We start from the raw sequence: 18,672 nt of genomic DNA on the forward strand, positions 1-18,672 counted from the left end.
GCATGAGTCAGTTAGCACAATACATCGCTGAAAAGCGTCAGCAAAAGCCGATTTTGTCCATGACGCACGTGGTTTACGGCTACCCTACGGTGAAAGAAAGTTTGGATTGGATGGCGACGCTATTAGAAGCGGGCGCGGACTTTATCGAAGTACAGTTCCCGTTTTCAGATCCAGTAGCCGATGGCCCGACGATTGTGGCAGCTTGTCACGGTGCTCTACACAATCAGCAGTTATCCGTTGAGCAGTGCTTGAAAGACATCGGTCAGTTAGGTCGTGATTTCCCCCAAGCACGTATTGCTTTAATGAGCTACTTAAACCCTATGTATCGTTACGGTTTGGAAAAGCTGGTGAAGCGTTGTGCCGAGGAAAACATTCTTGGTTTGATCCTGCCGGACCTGCCTTACGAGCAAGCGGCAGATCTGCGTGCTTACTGCGATGCTAATGGCATTGATCCTGTGTGGTTGGTTACACCAGTCACACCGAAAGATCGTTTGGCGTTCTTGGCTAGTGAAGCACGCGGTTTCTTGTACTGTGTGGCACGCTCAGGTGTAACGGGTAATTCAAACCATAACGGCGGCCCGCAGCAGTCATTGGATGAGTACCTAGCGGAAATCAATGAGCACTCAAACGCACCAATTGGTGTTGGCTTTGGTATCCGTGAAAAAGCCCATGTAGACGCGTTAAAAGGTAAAGCCGATGTAGCGATTATCGGTTCTGCCCTGTTAGATGCGTACAACAAAGGCGGTAAAGAAGAAGGCTTAAAGCTGTTTAATAGCCTGTTTAATAGCTAAAAGCTTTTATTGATTGTCTATTTCGACGGCATTTATAGTAAACATATTATCTATAAGACGGCTCAATTGGCCGTCTTTTTTGTTTTGCGAAAAAATTAAATCATCACTCCAGCGTCTCTTATGAGACGTCATCAACCCGCCAACTCTTTGATTGACGCTGCTGAGAAAGATAGTGCTGATAGCGGCCGTTCGATTCTGCTAATTGTGCGTGTGTGCCCTGTTCCTTAATTTCAGCATTCTCCAGTATGACGATTTGATCCGCCATTTCTATCGTTGATATTTGATGCGTAATAACCAAGAGAGTTTTTTTGCCTCGCAAACGACTGAGAGTTTGCGTAATGATGTCTTGGTTTTCCGTATCAAGTGCGGCAGTTGCTTCGTCAATAAGGAGAATGGGGGCGTCTTTTATAAGCGCTCTAGCAATAGAAATACGCTGACGTTCACCACCCGAAAGTCGGGCACCACCTTCACCGACTTGTGTGTCTAAACCTTCAGGCAGACGCTCTAATATTTCACTTACTCCGGCCAACTGAGCAACCTCAAACACTTCATCATCACTAGCGTTTGGCTTGCCCATACGAATATTCTGAGCAATGCTCATTTGGAATAGGTAAGGTGCTTGGAATACTTGGCTAATACTATCTCTTAATTGCGTTTCAGACATGTCTCGTAGATCAACTCCACCGATGGTTATCTGACCACTGGTCACATCGAAAAAGCGTGAAATCAGTGTAAATAAAGTCGTTTTGCCTGCTCCTGATGGTCCCAAAAGTGCTGTCATAGTGCCAGGCTCAATGCGTAGATTGACATGACGCAATACATCCTCAGTACGACCAAAGTAACGAAAACCAACATCGATTAATTCAAGCGTATAGTCTATTGGCATTTTTGGCGACTCAGCTTGCGCAAGTGGTTTAACGTCAAGAATGCCTTGAATCTCTTTAAGCTGATTACCCGCCGCCCTGATCGCTTCCCCGTAGCCAGACACATCAAGTAGCGGCTCAACAAAACGATTAATCAGCAATAAACACAGGATAGTACTAATCAAACTATCAACACTATTCTGTGTGGTTGCGTCACCACTTAGGGTGAACAGCGTTCCTATTAGCAAGGCAGCAAATACACCTTGTACCACCCATGTATTTATGAGTGAAGCAACTAAAGAAAGGCCTATCATTTTTCTTGCCGAGACCGTTTGATCCGCCACAGCCTGCTCTAACAACTGAGTGCTTGTCCCTTCACCATTAAAAGCTCGAAACATTGATTGAGCTTGGGCAAACTCAATGATTCTATGGCTTGTTTGAGCAGTAGCGTGATGATAATGCTTGTCCGCGCGGTAACCTAGTTTTGCTGCCAACACGCAACTTAGCCCCATGATAGGAAGGCTCAATAAAGCAATCACTCCAATTTTCCAGTTGATGCTAAATAGAGCGGCAATGATAACCAGCGGAACAACTAAGCCGCTAAATACAGGAGTGAATACATGCGCAGGTAGTTGTGCTATTTCCATCACACCATTGGTAATAGTATGACTAAGTTGAGCTGTGTTTTTCGCATTAAACCAACCAATTGGTAGCTTAGCAACATGAGACCCAAGCCTATGTCGCCCATCTTTCAAAATGGCAACACCAACATCGATACCCGCTTTGTCAACTCTAATGCGCAGATACCAACATATAAGCAACCCAACAAACAAAGCACAAAGCCAGTACAACGTGACGGAAGTCCTTGCCATTAATAAATTATGTATTATTGGGATGACTAAGGTAATAGTTAAGCCACTAAGAAGACCATATAGCAAAGCCATAGATACATAGCGCTGAAATTTAGACGATTCGTTACCGAGTAATAACCAAAGCGTTTTAAACACGACCTACTTCCCCCTCATGTCTACGTGGTAGTTGCCAAGACGCAATAATTTAGCGTAATACCCATTCATAGCTAATAGCTCTTGATGAGTGCCTTGCTCACGTACAACGCCATGATCTAATACAATGATCTGATCTGCCTTCTCAATCGTGTCAAGCTTATGAGTAATAACTAGTACGGTTCGATCTTGCAATAAGTGCGAAAGAGCTGTCTGAATGGCTACCTCATTTTCAGAGTCGGTCGAAGCCGTTGGCTCATCTAAGATAATCATCGGGGGATCTAATAAGATAGCTCTGGCAATATTGATACGCTGTCGTTCCCCGCCTGACAATTCGATGTCTTGACCAATAATAGAGTCATAACCTTGCGGTAGTGATATGATTCGATCATGTATATTGGCTGCTTTTGCTGCTTGCTCAACTTCCGTACGAGAAGCGTTGGCGCGGCCTAAAGCGATGTTGTCATGTAAGCTCCCATGAATTAAATGAGGCTCTTGTAAAACGAAGCCTACATGCTGATATAAATCGCTGACCGTAATATCTTTAAGATCTACTCCAGCAAAGGTAATACGCCCCTCCGTCGGATCGAAGAAACGCAATAGCAGCCTAGCTAACGTAGATTTTCCTGAACCCGACGCGCCAACAATCGCCGTCACACTGCCCGCATTTAGAGTTAGTTCAATGTTTTTAAGAACAAAATGATCACCTGCATAAGCGTAGGAAACATTGTCAAAATAAACTGTCTCACTTTCAATCTGGCAACGATTTTCCGGCGATGGCTGTGCTAAAACTGGCGTATCAAGTAATGCTTGTAAGCGTTGAGCTGCTGCAGTGGCATGATTTAAATTATGACTACTGTAGTTCCATTGCATCAGTGGTGACGAAATACCTGGAGCCACCAAAAGAAATGGCAATAAATCAATAGGTTGAACCAAGTCTAAACTGATAAACAAGCAACCGAATAGCAATATCACACTGAGTACAGCCACTGGTGCGATGATGGCATTAGCATTCGCGAGAGGCGTTATAAATGGTCTCGTAAAGCTTAGAAAACCCTTTAGAAAACTATCTACCGCATTCTGGTATCCTGAGTAAGAAGTATCATTCATGGCAAAGGATTTAATGACAGGCAACCCTCCAATAAACTCCGCCACCGCGTTATTCATAAGGGCTTGACCACTAACAAAAGCATTCATTCGCTCTTCACTAATGGATTTTTTGGCAGCGCCAAAAATCAAGTAAAAGCAAGGAAAAGGCAGTAATGAAACGATGGCTAAGCGCCAGTCCATAACAACCAGATAGACAACAGACAAAGAAATTACGCCGATACAGCGTCCTTTGGTCGTGTAGTAGTGAGCAGTCAGTTCATGCAGCGCATTGACATCATCTTGAACCGCTTGCTTTACATCGCCTGATGCTCGACTGGTAAACCACCCTAAAGGTACTAAGGTCAGGTGCTGCATAATACTGATACGTAATTTACGTGTTATTTGATTATCAGCTAAATGAGCCAATGCACCGCTAATCGAAACACACATCAGCCCCAAGAAAAGACTTCCTAAGCTGAGTCCAACAACAAACCAAACATGTGAAGCGTCAAACAAACTTTGACTCTTCACATCAGTATCAACTGGCCCAAAACGTCCCTCTTCAACCCATATTTCAACGATATAAGCAATCCCCGCCAAAGGAACGAGCGACAACATCGCACCGACGCCTGCAAGCGCCGTGACCAGCATTAGCTTGCCTTTGATTGGATACAACAGTTGCTCGACAGGACTCGCTTGAGCGTTACTATTCATCAGCGTATCCCTTTAAAACATCGTCAATAACAATTTGTAAGGCGCTATAGCCCGCACCAGTGATATACCACGCTTGTGAATTAACAAAAATCACACGATTGTTCTGCCATGCATTCGTCTGACGGATCAGTGGGTTGTCCATGGTATCTCTGTTTAACGCTGCTGTTCGCTCCATCACTGATGTACGATCTACTACATAGATAATGTCTGGATTATTCTCGAATATGAATTCACTTGAAATTGGTTGCCCATGTAACCCAGAATTCATTGGGGAGGAAACTGGTTTCACGCCTAAGGCCTGAAACACAAAGCCATAACGCGATTTTTCCCCTAAAAAACTATAAGCTCCATTGTTTCGTAAAACGATCATAGCTTTCTCAGGCCTGTTCTTAATAATGTCACGTGCCTGCTCAACTTTTGTATGCAATAAATCTGCCTTTCGCTTGGCGAGCTCTTCTTTATCAAATATTTTTCCTAACGTTAGTAAATGACTAATAACAGTATTAAAGTGTTCACTGCCACTGTCTTTATAGTCAACATCAAGTAATAAAGTAGGTGCTAACTCTGACAACTCAGAGTAGTAATTTGCTTGAAGCGGTGACATTAAAATAAGATCTGGTTTAAGCGCATAAATTTTTTCTATATTCGGCTGAACTATAGCACCAAGATCTGCAATGTTAGGATCGTCAGCATAGCTAGACAGGTAGCTAGGAATAAAATCTTTAGGCATGCCTGCAACTGAAACATCAAGCTGATCAAGTAGGTCAACCTCATTCATATCAAGTGCCGCAACGCGAACTGGGCGTTGATCAATTGATACATCCCCTAATTTATGGCTAATTGAAATCGTTTCAAATCTATCAAGATTTTCATTTTCCGATTCATTTTTTTCTTCATCAGTTCCACATGAAACAATACTTACTGTCAAGAAAGTAAAAAAACAAATCCGATAAAAACCATTAATTATTTTCATTAAAATCAACTCCTAAGGTTTAAAGTAACTACAGACAATTCCATTTTTAGAACGCAATATTTCAAAATCGATTTCATATAAATCGTCAAGTCTTTTCTCATTCACTATTTTTTCAGAAGAATCAGAATAAAAAACACTCCCAGACTTCATAGCAACAATATGATCTGAGTAATTCACTGCAAAATTTATATCATGAATCACTAACACTATCGTTCGATTATATTTATCACACAATACTCTTAGCATTTTCATTATTTTTAAAGCATGCTTCATATCTAGATTATTAAGAGGTTCATCCAGAAGTATGTAATCTGTCTGTTGTGCTATTGTCATTGCAAGAAAGGCCATTTGACGCTGGCCACCACTAAGCTCGTCGATAAATGAACCTTTCAAATTCTCAAGCTCTAGAAAGGATATTGAGTCCTGAACAATGATTTTATCTTCGCTTGTTAAAACTCCATGACTATGAGGAAAACGCCCAAACTCAACTAGTTCTTCAACTGTTATTCGCACGTTAATCGCTTGAAATTGGCGCAGGGTTGCTACTTGTTTTGCAAAAGATTGCACGGAAATATTATTTATATTATTTTCTTCAATCAGAATTTTACCAGAGTCTGACTTAATCAATTTTCCGATAGACATTAAAAGTGTGCTTTTTCCGGCACCATTAGGGCCAATAAGAGAAGTTAGCTTTCCTTTTGGAAAGCTAGCTGATACATTATTTAAAACAGTATTTTTCCCATAGTATTTACTTACGCCGTCAACAAAAATCATGCCAGCCTTCTTTGACTAATAACCAGTATAATAAAATAAAAACCGCACATTAAGTTAACCAATATTCCAACCGTTGTCTTATAGTTAAAAACATGTTCAACTAGAATTTGTGCGACAACAAAAACCCCTATCGAAAAAGCAACACCTATCGAAAAAATCGTTTTATGCTTCGGTGATACAGATAAAAAGTAAGCCATATTTGCTACCAATATTCCCATAAAAGCAGTTGGACCAATTAAACTTGTTGAAATAGCTACTAATATAGAAATCATAAAAAGACTTTTTTTAACAACAGGATCATAATCTAAACCAAGAGATTTTGACTGGTACCGCCCCAATAAAAGCACATCAAATAATGGAGTGGCTCGATATATGTAAATTGAAATAACCACCATCACTATCAGTGATAAAAGAATTTCATATCCTGTTGATCGGTTAAATGAGGCTTGGCTATAACTCATCAACATTGAAAACTCACCAGGACTAATCGAGAACTGGATCAATTGATTAAAGGACGTAATAACCAAGGTCAAAACTAGACCAAAGAGCAGAAGAAAATATACGTTTCCTCCTTCCTTCTTCATCATGAAATGGTGTACCAACCATGAAAAAACTATAATAACCAATGAAGAAAGTATAAAGTTAACACCTTCATTAAAATAAAGAGCACTTCCCATACCTAGAAAAAAAATAAGCAACGACTGAAATAAAATATAAATAGACTCATAACCCATAATAGATGGCGTTAGTATTTTGTTCTCAGTAATTGTTTGAAATAGTATGCTGGACAAGGCAATACAAGAACCTCCAATAAACATTACCAATAGACGAGATACTCTATTCGGAATAATATAATTAAAATCCAACGACGAATCAAAAAACACATAAGCAATACTTAAAATTGACACAAAGAAAAATAACCAAACTTCTCTTTTTTTAAAAAAAGTCATCTATTGTATTTCCATATAATAAATAAAAAAACACAACCACCTAGACAGGAAACAGTTAAACCAATTGGTACTTCGAATGGATAGAGAATAATTCGCCCAAATACGTCACAGGCTAATAGAACTGTAGCCCCAGTCAAAGCAATGATGGGAAGTGTTTTCTTTAAATTATCACCAAACAAAACACTTACTAAGTTTGGGATCACCAAACCAATGAATGGGATAGCACCAACTGTAATAACGACGGATGAAACCGTTGTAGCTACTAAAATAAGGCCGAGAATAGTCATAGATAAGTAGTTTAATCCTAAACTCGTCGCCACCAACTCACCCATTCCAACAACAGTAAAACGGTGTGCAAATATATAAGTAGCTATTATAATAGGAAGTACAACATATATAATCTCATAACTCCCTTGTATTACTTTGGAAAAATCGCCTAACAACCACCCCTGCATATTTTGTAACAAGTTATTTTGATAAGCATAAAATTCTGCGACAGAGTTCAAAACTGCGCTGTACATTAACCCAATCACTGGAACCAGTACGGCATTTTTAAACCTAATAAGTCGTAATATGCTGATAAATAAAAGACTAGAAGCAAGACAAAATACTAAAGCTCCTATCATTTTCCCTGTTGTACCCCATGCTGACAAATGAATTAATGCGAAAAGAATGCCGAGCTTTGCTGCATCCAATCCCCCCGTCGTCGCGGGTTCAACAAACTTGTTACGCACAATTTGCTGCAAGATAACACCGCAAATGGACAGACCAACACCCGCTATGATAAGCGTCATTAGTCGTGGTATTCGACTTGCTAATAGCGTCAGCCAAGTATCACTGGAAAGTTTTGTAAATTCAGATAAATGAAGGGATTTCACTCCAATCGTCAGCGAAGCAAAACATAATAGAAAAAAAATGCATATTAACAGCGAGATAGAATTTAGGTTGCTTAATCCTTTAATGGTAGAGCGAGATACATACATTAGTTAGACTCGTTTAAAGCCTTATCATGACGCTGCTTCATAATCTCAATTCCCTCTAAAGCAATATCTCTTTTATTTTCCCACCACTTCCTAGGACCAGCCTTCATAATGCCCACCATTGCATTAAGCTGTTGAGATTTTTCCGAGCAATTCAGCGCTTCTATCTCCCACATTTCAATCATATGCTCAGTTCGTGTACGACCATCTTGCTCTGTTTTAACAATTGACCACCAACCGATAAAACAGTCCTTTACCATATCTACCAACATATCTACGGCCACCACAGCCAACTCAAGAGAAAACCCCTTCTCTTGAAGGCGCTCCACTGATTCAGCGAACGATAACATCCCCGTTTTAGGCGCTATTTCCGCAAAATTTAACGCTTCAGCAAGACCTGGGGTTTGATCGTATAACGCCCAAATAGAGTCCGTAAGTACAATAAGCTCTTCTCGCCAAGACACCGCTTTCGGCGCACGCCATTCCATATCTTGGATAGCTATTTCCGCTGCCAATTCGATGATTTCAGCGCGGCTTTTAACATGATGATATAGGGAAGAATGATCGACCCCCAAGTGTGTAGCGATAGTCGGCACAGTGGCTTGGTTAACTCCAATTTCTAGTGCTGCGCGGGCGATTTTTTCACGTGTAATTCGGCTTGGTCGTCCACGTTTACGTTTTGTTCCTTCTAAAGAATCGCTCATCTAAACTCCTAGGTGGTTACCTTCATATATACAGAAAAAGACACCTAAATATGATGCATCTAGATGCCCTTTATTGGGGGTTATTAGTTGTTAAAAATCTACGCTGGCTGATAGTTTGAAGGTACGCCCCTCTCCTACTGCCAAATCATTATAATGAGCCATTGACCAATAAGATTTGTCCATCAAATTATCAATATTTGCACGAACCGTTAGAGGCATTTGATCTATTTTCGTCGAGTAACGAGCACCTATTCCGTATATAGTTCGACCTGAAATTGACTGATCATTATCATTATCGAGATAAGACTTAGAAGCAGAAGTCGCATTAGCTGTTAGCGTCAATTTATCCATAAATGGTGTATCCCATTCCGCCCCTAACTTTGCTTGCCATTCAGGTATGCCGGAAGCTTGATTACCTATTTGCGTAACATCATTTGCCGAAGTGATTTTTGCATCAAGGTAAGTAATACCTCCCATTAAACGTAGATGGTCAAATGGCGTACCATAGAAGCCCCATTCAATACCTCTGTTACGCTGCTCTCCGTAATAGCCATAGACATTTGTTTCGCTATCCGTATAACTACTTGGTCTTTCTATTTCGTAAATCGCTAGGTTGTGAGTAAAGCTACCATGATCGAACTTAAGACCAATTTCCTTTTGCTTAGTCTTATAAGGTGCGAAAATTTCTCCGGCGTTGTCAGATAGCGCAGGAGCTGTACCACCGGCGCTGAGGCCTTCCATATAGTTTGCGTACACAGATGTTTGATCATTGAGACGAGTCACAAAAGCGACCGACGGCGTTACAGCACTTTCGTCGTAAATAGAACCGGTTGATAACATGCCACCTGTTTGTTCCGTTTTCACCATTTGGTGTCGAGCACCGACAGTAAGCTGATAACGGTCTTGATCAAATGATAGAGTGTCCGCCAATCCAACACTGGTCAAGGTGGTTTCTGTAGTCAGTAACAATGGAGCATTTAAATCCAAGTTTGGCTTATTGCTCCAATCCGGCGCATAGATATTTGTTGTAAATTGATCACTAAACCGTACGGCATTTAGATTATAAGTTTCCTTGTAGTGAGTGGCGTTGGTCACCAATTGATGACTTATTCCTCCAGTATGAAAGCTATACCTAAGGCCCGATTCCAATGACATACGTTTGTTATCATCGTCTACATAACCAAGGGTTGTATTGTAATCCCCAGCGGAATTGAATATCTCAGCTTTTGATGCACTTAGGCCTTCATAATCCATTTCGTTTTGGCCTGCTGCAGCATAGATAGACAATTGATCATTTACATCGTATTCGCCGCGAGTAATGACCCCCTGAGTCTGAGACTCGTAGAACGCCCAACTAGGGCTTAATGGATTATCAGCATCCGGCGCACGAGGAATATCAACAGCTGAGGCAACAGTAATACCTCGTGTGGGGCCATCCACTTCTTCTTTAGTACGATAGATATCTGCTGATAGTCGCAAGCGCTCACCGCGCCAATCTATACCTAGCGAACCTACATTAGATTCTTTTTCCTGCGAGTCAATACTGGTATCACCATTTGAATAAGCACCATTAAACCGCATCCCCCACTCATTATTTTCACCAAAGCGACGACCGACATCTAAGTGCCCACCCACTTGCGAGTCCGAGCGATATTTAGTTGTTAGGCGTGTCAGTGGTTCCTCTCCCGCGCGTTTAGTTTGAAGATTGACAGAACCACCAACAGAGCCATTTGGAGACATACCATTTAATAATGCAGAAGGCCCCTTGAGAACTTCGACACGCTCAAACATTTCCGGTGCACTACGGTAATATGGCGCCATACCAGATAGACCATTAAGGGTCACATCATTGCTGTTTGTAGAAAAGCCTCGAATGGAATAGCTTTCAAGGTTTTCACCAACAACTTCACTGCTGTATACAGATGCATCTGTTGCTGAAATCACTCCTACGATATCTGTTGCTTGCAGATCATCTACAAATTTATCTGTATAGCTAATCGCACTAAAAGGCGTCTCCAATGCATCTTTATTACCAAGAAAACCGGCATGATTAGATTCTAAAATTTGATCGGCAGAACCTTGGTAAGTGCTTTCTGCATCTTGCTCTCCTTCTACCATCAACACTGGCAAAGTTGTCGTTACAGAACTCTCCTCTTGCTGCTCTACTTCTGTTTGAGCATATACATAAGAGCTATTCACTAGCACAGCGCCAATAACAATATTTAACATCATTAAACTCTTTACATTTGGGGAAGAGCTCAGTGCAGAAGCCACTCTCATTGGTGCATGCTGACCTCTCTCAGTTGAATACTTCTCGTACATTTCCTTTCCTTATTCCCAAGCCAAAGACACAACAAGAATGGATAGTAATGCAAATCATTATCGCCTTCAATATTTTCAAACATACTGTTGATAAATAATTTTTGAGACAATATATCCCTTCACATAAAAAGCTCCCAATAAAAATCCCCGCTTGATTAACCAAGCGAGGATTCTTATTGGGAGCGCTTTAGAATTACTCGAAATAGTGAGGTAGCAGTGCTTCACACACCGACTCAAACATGGTCTCACCAATCAGCAAAACTATTTTTTTTCTTTAAATAACGACAGTAACCAGTTTTCCAGCTGTATCACTCTTGGATCTGGCGTCGGTTTATCAAGGCTTAACACTTGATAGCAATAACCAGTCGGTTCCACTCCCCAAGGGGCCACTAACAGACCTTGCTTTAATTCTGTCTCGATCACGGGATAAGAGCCAATGGCCATGCCTAAGCCACTTTGGGCGGCCTGTAATGTATAAAAGAAATGATCAAAATATCGATCATCGTGTTCTTCCGGTACCTCCCTTCCTTGAAGCGCTATCCAGTCACGCCATGCTGCAGGGCGTGTTCGGCTATGAAACCGAACGCCTTTATTCCAATCTTGTGCGATGGATTGAGCATAGGCATCGGTACACACCGGGCCAGCCAGCTCTTCCACAAAAGGCGTAATGCGATAGTCATCCGGCACACCAAAATCTGAACGCCTGATCGCCACATCACAGCCTTCGGCCAAGAGATCAATAGGCCCACCCGCCATGCGCACATCTACACTGATCTCAGGGTGCAGGCGATAAAACGCCCCTAATTTTGGCAACAACCAGCGCATGGCTAGAGTTGGCTCGCAGGACACAACAAAGATAGGAGACGTAGTAGATTGACGATGAATCTTTTCCACCGCATCGTCTAGGGTATCTAGGCTCTTTTGTGTGGCTTTGAACAGCAACTCCCCTGCATGGGTAAGCACCACCCGTCGATTACGGCGATAAAATAGGGGCGTGCCAAGGCGCTCTTCCAAACCCGCAACCGCACGACTCACCGCCCCATGGGTCATGTTGAGACTTTGCGCGGCTTTAGAAAAGCTCTCGTAGTGGGCGGCGGCTTCGAATACCGGTAACGCATTGAGCGATGTCACCACTCTCTTTCTGTGAAAATTACTCACATATATTCCCAGTTATTGTCGATTTTAAGGCATTAAAAGATGCTTCATGATTGTTTTATTCACACAGTAAAGCAATCTTTGCAGGAGTTTCAATGGACTATTTCACAATTGAGTGGGTCAGTGTGGTGTTAATCAGCAGCCTTGCGATTATTAGCCCTGGGCCCGATTTCGCCATGGTGTCTAAAATCGCCGTGAGCAAAGGCCGACCAGCAGGCGTTTGGTGTGCGGTAGGCATTGGCATGGGCGTCACCGTGCATTTGACCTACACCTTACTCGGTTTTGGGCTGTTGCTCAGTCAGCAAGTTTGGTTGCTGACTACGCTAAAAATCATTGGCGCGAGCTATTTAATTTGGCTGGGGCTGCAAGCCTTTTGGCCTGATATTAAGGCCCGTTTCTTTCCAAGCCCTACTATTGAGCAAGTTGTGAAGCCAAAGCCTAGGTGGATGCAACTTAGCCAAAGCCCTTTTTTTACAGGTTTTCTGTGTAATGCGTTAAACCCGAAAACCATGCTGTTTATTATCGCGCTGTTCAGTCAAGTCGTGTCCAGTGAGAGCAGCCTGTGGCAGGAAATGGGCTATGGCGTCTTTATTGCACTGGCACATATGGTGTGGTTTGCATTGATCGCTTGTGTTTTTACTAGCGCACGCTTTGAGCAGCAAATACAACGTTGGAAGCGACGAATTGAGCGCAGTTGTGGCGTTGTGATGATCGGCTTTGGAGCCAAAATGATCTTATAAAATTTGCTAACGTTGTCGTTTTAACTCGGAGCTTTTTATTATCGTTTAATAAAGCTCCACTAAGCTCACATTACACGTATTTATTAATTTTCACGTTGTAATTGACGCAGCAACTTGACTGCAAACAACGCTAACACTATCACCGCAACGGCCAAGCTGAGCCAAAACACTAAGTCCATCCAATTCTGCTGAGTCTGCTGCGCTTTAGGCAAACGGATAATTTCCAGCGGTTTCATCCCCAGCGCTGCCCATTCAACGTCGCTCTCCCCTAATAGTTGGCTAAACACACTGCTTGACGCATTTTGCTGCGACACTTCAGCTGTTTTCCCGATGCGATAAGGCCCATTGTTATTAGCGATAAATTGTAGGATTTGTTGCGGGTGGTGCAGGGTTATCTTTGGCGTTACTGTGTCTTGCAAGCCGTTACTGAGCTCTAGGCGCCAATAGGAATCGGTATTGGCGTCTATTTCAATGGCTTTGCTATGTTGCCACGTATCCCCCACTTTGGCGTTAAACCAAACGCCTAAGTAACGCTGTCGCCAATCACTCTGCGCAGTGGATCGAGAATAGAGACGAACAGTATCCCCGAAGGTTGTTTTACCGAAATCCAAACTTAGCTGTTGAATGGCCGCTTGATCATCACGCTGGTATTCCCAAGCGCTCACTGGGCCATCATCCGTAGTGAGTGAATCCTGCTGCTGGGCCAATGTGCCGATCACTTGCCAACTTAAGAGTGGTCTCTGGGTAACGACTTGTACAGGCTCGGCATGAATCGCCAACGGCTGCACGTCAGACTGATCTGGGAACGCAATTCGCAGAAACTCATATGGCTGTGATGTTAACGGGAGGTCGATCTTGTTGCGCACTAGGCTTTGTTCGCCTTGTTGAAGCTGAACTAAGGTGGTGCGGGACAGGCTTCGCCAACGATTCAAGTCATGGCTGCCACTGACCTCAACCACTAAATACTGGCTTGATGGATCGACTGCCCAACTCAGTTCGAGTCCCTTTAGTGCGCGTTCGTGTTCTCGTATATCAATCAGATAGAAATATTCATCTTTGGCTGGCTGGACATTACTAGGATCTAGGGAGATGGCAATAGACCCTTTATCAATCTGTAACTGAGTTTTGCCTTGTAACATGGCTCCAGTTAATGGCGTACCGACCAGCACAGGAAAAAAATTCAGCGCTATGATTTCCGGCTTAGATTGTGTCTTTGACTCGGCCATGCGAATGCGCGATGGCAAGACCGCGTCTTCGCCATCCAATACAACAATGTCTTTGAGTTGGGCGCTGTCCGTGTAGCGATAGATCTCAGCGGGTAAGGATGCTTCCAGATACACATCGGCAGAGTCAGAGACAGGTTCGATGTCATAAAGCGCCGTAACCTCATCTTGGGCTAAAAGCGTGTAGCTACCAAGTAAACCTAGACATAAGGCTGACCATCGCACTGCGAGCATGGCGATTTTATTCATGAGAACTTCTCCCGGCTATCCGACTCAGTCTCTGTTGGAGCACGACTTGGAATCGGCGATAAATAACCGATCAGTAACATGAGCCCGCCTACCACCATAAAAGAAACAATACGTGTTAGGTTTCCGCTATCTTGTAGATCGATGGTAAAAAGCTTTAATAGCACCACCCCCAGTACACTGACACCCAGCAGCCATATATTGCGGCTTTGCTGACGACGGGAAACATTCATAATCACTAAGGCGCATAGACTCCACAATATCGACAGTGACATCTGTACCGTGTCGGATTGCCACAGCGCCTGCGCGTTGTAAGGTACCTCAATAAAGTGATGAAGCCCCCTGAGTAACACGAGGTTGAGCCAAACAAACCCTAGCACCAGCGGCACCGACATGATCAATGCCTGTCTAACGGCCTTAGTTGCCATGATATTTTGTTGGACGGCATAGGCCATTAAGATCACCAGCGCTAATTGAGCCAAATCCACCGGGTTAAGGATCGGTAGATGGAACCACTGAGTTGCCCCAGAGTTAGTGCTCGCTCCGAAAAACCAAAGCAAGAGCATTAATACCAAAGGAACAGGCACCAAATCTTTGTAGACGGAGCGATGGTGTACCATCGGCCACCTATCGCGCTTTAACAGCTTCATAAGTAACAACAAGGGGCCAGCAAAGACCGCAAACCAAACTAGTATCGAGGTGATGTCGCTCCAATGCTGTATGTTTTGATACCAGCTTACCTCCCAGATTAAAGCCAGCCATAGCCCCCATACGGTGAGTGCGTGCCAGCCTTTCACCAATATTTCGGTCGATTTCGATACTGGATGTTCTGCATGTTGCTTGCCTTTCAGCCACAGGAAGTAATATTGCACACCGGCGAATAGAGCAAATGCCAGCCCCCCCAAATTTTGGAAAGGATGCAGCGAACTGCCATCAAACATTGAGACAACAAAGCTTACAGCGCTCCAGAGCACCACGAGCGGCAACAAACTGTAAGCGGCATTTAATACATTAGGCCAATGCAAGCGACGACTGAGCAGCAGACAAGCCATTGAAGACAAGGAGATAAACAAGATAATCCCAGAAAATAAGTATTCTCGGGGCACCTCATTGACGATCTTGATGCTTCCCGCCACATACCACCATGTTAGCCCTATCAGAATAGACAGGCTTTCTAGAGGCATTTCATAGTGAGTCAGTACGGCACGATGCCGTTGCAGAATCAGACCAATATAAAACGCCGCCAGCGCCAAGATAACTAAGCTCAGCACCTGATCGGCGATGATCTGCAAGCCGGAGAGATAAAAGTGCCCGTTCGCATGTAACGCTACCGCACTAGCAATATAAAGCATGTAACCCGCCAAACGCGCTAACCAACGCTGCTGTCGTGCGCCAATCCAGACAAGCCCGGCAGCTTCAATACACCAGGTGGCCGAGGTCCAGCTGGCATCCAGTGCCAGAGGTACGGCAAGAGTGACAAAGATAAGCCCCAAAGCAATAAAACACTCACTTAATAAACGATGGGACTGCTGATATTTCTTCATTAGAAGCGCTGCCAGCGCAAGATAAAGAGCCGCAAGAATCACGGCACTGATCGGCAAGCCATACTCGGAATCTTTGAGCAAGAATGTTTGCAGGCCAAAGGCTACCACTGGCAAACCAAAAACCAAACTGCCATCCACTAAACCCGTCAGTTTCGGTGATTGCTTGGCAGAGAACAGCACTGAGACCATCAGATACAGTAAAAAGAAGGCCACCAGAAATGGCTGTGTCGAGCTGTAAAACTGCGGCTGATAACTTTGTACACTCCAAAGAGACGTGATCACAAAGGTAAATAAGAAACCGATCCAGTTCAGCAAGCGCCAAGCTTTAAACCAAGCAATCGCCAAGATGCCGAGGTTTAGTAGCAGGTAAAAGCTAAACAGCGCCACATGGTTACCCGAGCCGTCGGAAGTCAGTATCGGCGCGAGAAAACCACCAATGGTCGCCATAGTCGCCAGCCCTTGGGCATTTTGTAACACTGCCAAGGCCACGCCAAAGACGACAATCACCGTCATGAGGCCGAAGGTCATGGTGGTCGACATCAAGTCGTAAAACTTACCCGCCGCGAAAATGGTGAGATACAAGGCGGCGATGCCTCCACCCTGCAATATCAGGCCATAACCATTGTGCCGATCTCGGGTAAACCAGCCAATCACTAACAGTGCAGCGGCAATCAGCGCAATGACTGTCAGGCGCATTTCAATTGGGAACAGTCCTGCACTGGATGCATATTTAGCTAAAAAGCTCAGACCAAAAAACAACACCAGCATGCCCACACGCACCACGGGATTACCTTGAGTAAAGAAGCGGCGCACCAGCTCAGTCAGCTTGTTAAGAAATTGCAGACCATTCGCCGCTTTATCGGCTTGGCGCCCCTTGGCAAAACGCTTATCCCTCCAGCGATCGGTTTCTTGGGCAGCTTCGGTTTGAGGAGTAGTCTGTTGAGCATTGGGTAAATCATACAGAGGAGCTTTTGCGACAGGCGCCGTCTGTGTTTCCCTAGAGGCCCCCACTTCAGATCGTTTAATCTGAGCACTCGTTTGTAAACGAGAGACCTCTCTTTCTAAGCCTTTAACACGATCGGATAACTGCCAGACCTGTCCTAGTGAAAGTCCTACCAAACCACCAAACAGCCAGCCAAACGGGTCTGATAAATAGGCCGTTCCAGTAAAAAGGCCGATAATGGTCGTGACTATGATTTTACCCATTAGATCATTCCTTTCCTTGTGCATACGATCTGCTGCTGAATTCTTCATCCGGCAGAATTGGAACTTAATTGGCTCATTAGCCGACAAGCACAGCGGCGCAATTTACCACAATCCGAGCAGTTTCAATAGTTATGAAATCTTTTCGGGTTAGCATTGCTTACACCTATATAACGCATTGGGAATATCAACACTGGAAACCGCTGTGGGAAGGCCCTCTATCGGGAAGAGGCATATAAGACTCAGCGGCGTTACCTTAATGACCTGTAACGGTTTAACGCTGATAGATGATTGCGGCAGGATTATTAGCCAGCAAAGCCGGGCTGGTATCTCAGCACTGACTAACACTAGAAGAGATATATCACGTTACTTTAAAACTCCCGACATGGCTTTCAAGTGCTTGATACAAGGAAGAGATCTGTCGCGCTTGCTCGTTGATCAGTTGAGCCACTTGTTTAGCGGCTTCGGTCTGTGAGTTGAGGTGAACGAGATTTTCATTGATCTCTTTGGCCACTTTTGATTGCTCTCTGGTTGCTTGGGCAGTTTGCGCCGCCATACCTTCGACCTTGGCAAAAGATTGATGCAACGAATGGAACATTTCGGTGACTTTACCGAAGCTTTCAGAGGTCGTTAGCGCATTTTCTCTGCTGGACTTGGTCGAGGTGGATACGATACTCATTAAAATGCTCAATCACTTGAGCTGTGTTGTCTTGAAACGCCTTCAGGACAGCTTCTTTGCTTTCCAGCCCATTACAGAGGAGCTATATTGCCAAACGGGGCTGATAAAGATCCCTGTCAGCATTTAACACAGCACTAATGGCTTCTAAGTAGCGTTCTAGTTTCGCTGCGGAGACTTCGCCATTAAGCGCTCTAGTTTTATCCCTTAAGGTTTCCCCCGCTTTATCCAACATAGCCCGAATGCTAGCGAATTGCTGATCCAGCTCCATTTCCTGAGCTGTGCGCTGATGGCGTAATTCCGTATTAGTTTGCAAACGTTCACTTTGTTGTAGCCAAGTTTGAAAAAAGTCTAGGCAAAGGATCAAAATTCCGCCAAGTACGATTGGCATTTTTATTAAGAGAGGGCGTTTGAAGAGAAGTACACTACGCTCTCAGTTCAAATAAAACAATACGCCAAAACGGCACCAGCAACAGCCATGAACACTGTTTCCCCAACAAGAATAAGCAATGGCGCCATGCCAACTTCTTTAAGTTTATTTAAGCGCGTGCGCATGCCAATGGCTGCAATGGCGAACACTAAACACCAACGAGACAGATGTGCCAAAAATTCGATCACGATTTCAGGAATCCATCCCATGGTATTTACGTAAGCGTCCGGCCATTCACACCTTAATCTAGCACCTTAGATCCGACATAGTCATGACTTTTGGAGTAATGAC

Annotated in this window: 15 protein-coding genes and 1 pseudogene; 2 read left to right on the forward strand and 14 right to left on the reverse strand. The window is 43.8% G+C overall.

Annotated features, from left to right (window positions below; translation table 11 throughout):
- Nucleotides 1–2: 2 nt before the first annotated feature.
- A complete protein-coding gene (gene trpA, locus ACXAC1_RS00530) occupies nucleotides 3–791 on the forward strand; it encodes a tryptophan synthase subunit alpha (protein WP_475057571.1) in 789 nt (262 codons plus the stop codon).
- A 118-nt stretch (nucleotides 792–909) separates the two neighbouring features.
- On the opposite strand, the gene ACXAC1_RS00535 is transcribed toward trpA, so the two are convergent.
- The 9 genes from ACXAC1_RS00535 to ACXAC1_RS00575 all read right to left on the reverse strand — a co-directional run bounded on the left by ACXAC1_RS00535 (nucleotide 910) and on the right by ACXAC1_RS00575 (nucleotide 12,322).
- Entirely contained in the window at nucleotides 910–2,661 is a 1,752-nt protein-coding gene (locus tag ACXAC1_RS00535; RefSeq protein WP_475057573.1) for an ABC transporter ATP-binding protein, read from the reverse strand.
- A gap of 3 nt (nucleotides 2,662–2,664) precedes the next feature.
- The gene (locus tag ACXAC1_RS00540) at nucleotides 2,665–4,461 is read right to left on the reverse strand and encodes an ABC transporter ATP-binding protein (RefSeq protein WP_475057575.1); all 1,797 of its coding nucleotides are present in this window, start codon (nucleotides 4,459–4,461) and stop codon (nucleotides 2,665–2,667) included.
- Complete coding sequence (locus ACXAC1_RS00545; RefSeq protein ID WP_475057578.1) at nucleotides 4,454–5,434, reverse strand: siderophore ABC transporter substrate-binding protein; 981 nt, start codon at nucleotides 5,432–5,434, stop codon at nucleotides 4,454–4,456. Before ACXAC1_RS00545 ends, ACXAC1_RS00540 begins: the two co-directional genes overlap by 8 nt.
- Nucleotides 5,435–5,446: 12 nt before the next feature.
- Nucleotides 5,447–6,208 carry an iron ABC transporter ATP-binding protein gene (locus tag ACXAC1_RS00550; protein WP_475057580.1) on the reverse strand — a complete coding sequence of 254 codons (762 nt, stop codon included), beginning with the start codon at nucleotides 6,206–6,208 and terminating at the stop codon, nucleotides 5,447–5,449.
- Nucleotides 6,205–7,158, reverse strand: a complete 954-nt coding sequence (locus tag ACXAC1_RS00555) for an iron chelate uptake ABC transporter family permease subunit (RefSeq protein ID WP_475057582.1) — start codon at nucleotides 7,156–7,158, stop codon at nucleotides 6,205–6,207. The genes ACXAC1_RS00550 and ACXAC1_RS00555 overlap by 4 nt, the downstream gene beginning before the upstream one ends.
- A complete protein-coding gene (locus ACXAC1_RS00560; RefSeq protein WP_475057585.1) occupies nucleotides 7,155–8,141 on the reverse strand; it encodes an ABC transporter permease in 987 nt (328 codons plus the stop codon). The genes ACXAC1_RS00555 and ACXAC1_RS00560 overlap by 4 nt, the downstream gene beginning before the upstream one ends.
- Nucleotides 8,141–8,842: a TetR/AcrR family transcriptional regulator gene (locus ACXAC1_RS00565; RefSeq protein WP_475057587.1), complete on the reverse strand. Its 702-nt coding sequence runs from the start codon at nucleotides 8,840–8,842 to the stop codon at nucleotides 8,141–8,143. The genes ACXAC1_RS00560 and ACXAC1_RS00565 overlap by 1 nt, the downstream gene beginning before the upstream one ends.
- 90 nt (nucleotides 8,843–8,932) lie before the next feature.
- Nucleotides 8,933–11,074, reverse strand: a complete 2,142-nt coding sequence (locus tag ACXAC1_RS00570; RefSeq protein ID WP_475057589.1) for a TonB-dependent receptor — start codon at nucleotides 11,072–11,074, stop codon at nucleotides 8,933–8,935.
- 351 nt (nucleotides 11,075–11,425) lie between these two features.
- A complete protein-coding gene (locus tag ACXAC1_RS00575) occupies nucleotides 11,426–12,322 on the reverse strand; it encodes a LysR family transcriptional regulator (protein WP_475057592.1) in 897 nt (298 codons plus the stop codon).
- 92 nt (nucleotides 12,323–12,414) lie between these two features.
- Between ACXAC1_RS00575 and ACXAC1_RS00580 the strand changes: the two genes are divergently transcribed.
- On the forward strand, nucleotides 12,415–13,059 hold the full coding sequence (locus ACXAC1_RS00580; protein WP_475057595.1) for a LysE family translocator: 645 nt from the start codon (nucleotides 12,415–12,417) through the stop codon (nucleotides 13,057–13,059).
- 83 nt (nucleotides 13,060–13,142) lie between these two features.
- On the opposite strand, the gene ACXAC1_RS00585 is transcribed toward ACXAC1_RS00580, so the two are convergent.
- The 5 genes and pseudogenes from ACXAC1_RS00585 to ACXAC1_RS00605 form a co-directional block, all read right to left on the reverse strand.
- Nucleotides 13,143–14,531 carry a DUF3999 family protein gene (locus tag ACXAC1_RS00585; protein WP_475057598.1) on the reverse strand — a complete coding sequence of 463 codons (1,389 nt, stop codon included), beginning with the start codon at nucleotides 14,529–14,531 and terminating at the stop codon, nucleotides 13,143–13,145.
- Nucleotides 14,528–17,278, reverse strand: a complete 2,751-nt coding sequence (locus ACXAC1_RS00590; RefSeq protein WP_475057601.1) for a DUF2339 domain-containing protein — start codon at nucleotides 17,276–17,278, stop codon at nucleotides 14,528–14,530. The genes ACXAC1_RS00585 and ACXAC1_RS00590 overlap by 4 nt, the downstream gene beginning before the upstream one ends.
- A 358-nt stretch (nucleotides 17,279–17,636) precedes the next feature.
- Complete coding sequence (locus ACXAC1_RS00595) at nucleotides 17,637–17,954, reverse strand: hypothetical protein (protein ID WP_475057603.1); 318 nt, start codon at nucleotides 17,952–17,954, stop codon at nucleotides 17,637–17,639.
- Nucleotides 17,955–18,036: 82 nt separating this feature from the next.
- Nucleotides 18,037–18,267 (reverse strand): hypothetical protein, encoded by a 231-nt coding sequence (locus ACXAC1_RS00600; protein WP_475057606.1) that lies wholly within the window; start codon nucleotides 18,265–18,267, stop codon nucleotides 18,037–18,039.
- Nucleotides 18,268–18,389: 122 nt separating this feature from the next.
- A pseudogene (locus ACXAC1_RS00605) lies at nucleotides 18,390–18,593 on the reverse strand (putative sulfate exporter family transporter); the annotation flags it as partial.
- Nucleotides 18,594–18,672 lie beyond the last annotated feature (79 nt).

Source organism: Marinomonas sp. AWM4_232 (genome assembly GCF_056158325.1).

Coding starts and splice junctions, on each gene's coding strand:
- ACXAC1_RS00560 (WP_475057585.1), bottom strand. CDS start 8,141: ATGTATGTATCTCGCTCTACCATTAAAGGATTAAGCAACCTAAATTCT.
- ACXAC1_RS00590 (WP_475057601.1), bottom strand. CDS start 17,278: ATGGGTAAAATCATAGTCACGACCATTATCGGCCTTTTTACTGGAACG.
- ACXAC1_RS00545 (WP_475057578.1), bottom strand. CDS start 5,434: ATGAAAATAATTAATGGTTTTTATCGGATTTGTTTTTTTACTTTCTTG.
- ACXAC1_RS00580 (WP_475057595.1), top strand. CDS start 12,415: ATGGACTATTTCACAATTGAGTGGGTCAGTGTGGTGTTAATCAGCAGC.
- ACXAC1_RS00585 (WP_475057598.1), bottom strand. CDS start 14,531: ATGAATAAAATCGCCATGCTCGCAGTGCGATGGTCAGCCTTATGTCTA.
- ACXAC1_RS00540 (WP_475057575.1), bottom strand. CDS start 4,461: ATGAATAGTAACGCTCAAGCGAGTCCTGTCGAGCAACTGTTGTATCCA.
- ACXAC1_RS00565 (WP_475057587.1), bottom strand. CDS start 8,842: ATGAGCGATTCTTTAGAAGGAACAAAACGTAAACGTGGACGACCAAGC.
- ACXAC1_RS00595 (WP_475057603.1), bottom strand. CDS start 17,954: ATGAGTATCGTATCCACCTCGACCAAGTCCAGCAGAGAAAATGCGCTA.
- ACXAC1_RS00570 (WP_475057589.1), bottom strand. CDS start 11,074: ATGATGTTAAATATTGTTATTGGCGCTGTGCTAGTGAATAGCTCTTAT.
- trpA (WP_475057571.1), top strand. CDS start 3: ATGAGTCAGTTAGCACAATACATCGCTGAAAAGCGTCAGCAAAAGCCG.
- ACXAC1_RS00550 (WP_475057580.1), bottom strand. CDS start 6,208: ATGATTTTTGTTGACGGCGTAAGTAAATACTATGGGAAAAATACTGTT.
- ACXAC1_RS00555 (WP_475057582.1), bottom strand. CDS start 7,158: ATGACTTTTTTTAAAAAAAGAGAAGTTTGGTTATTTTTCTTTGTGTCA.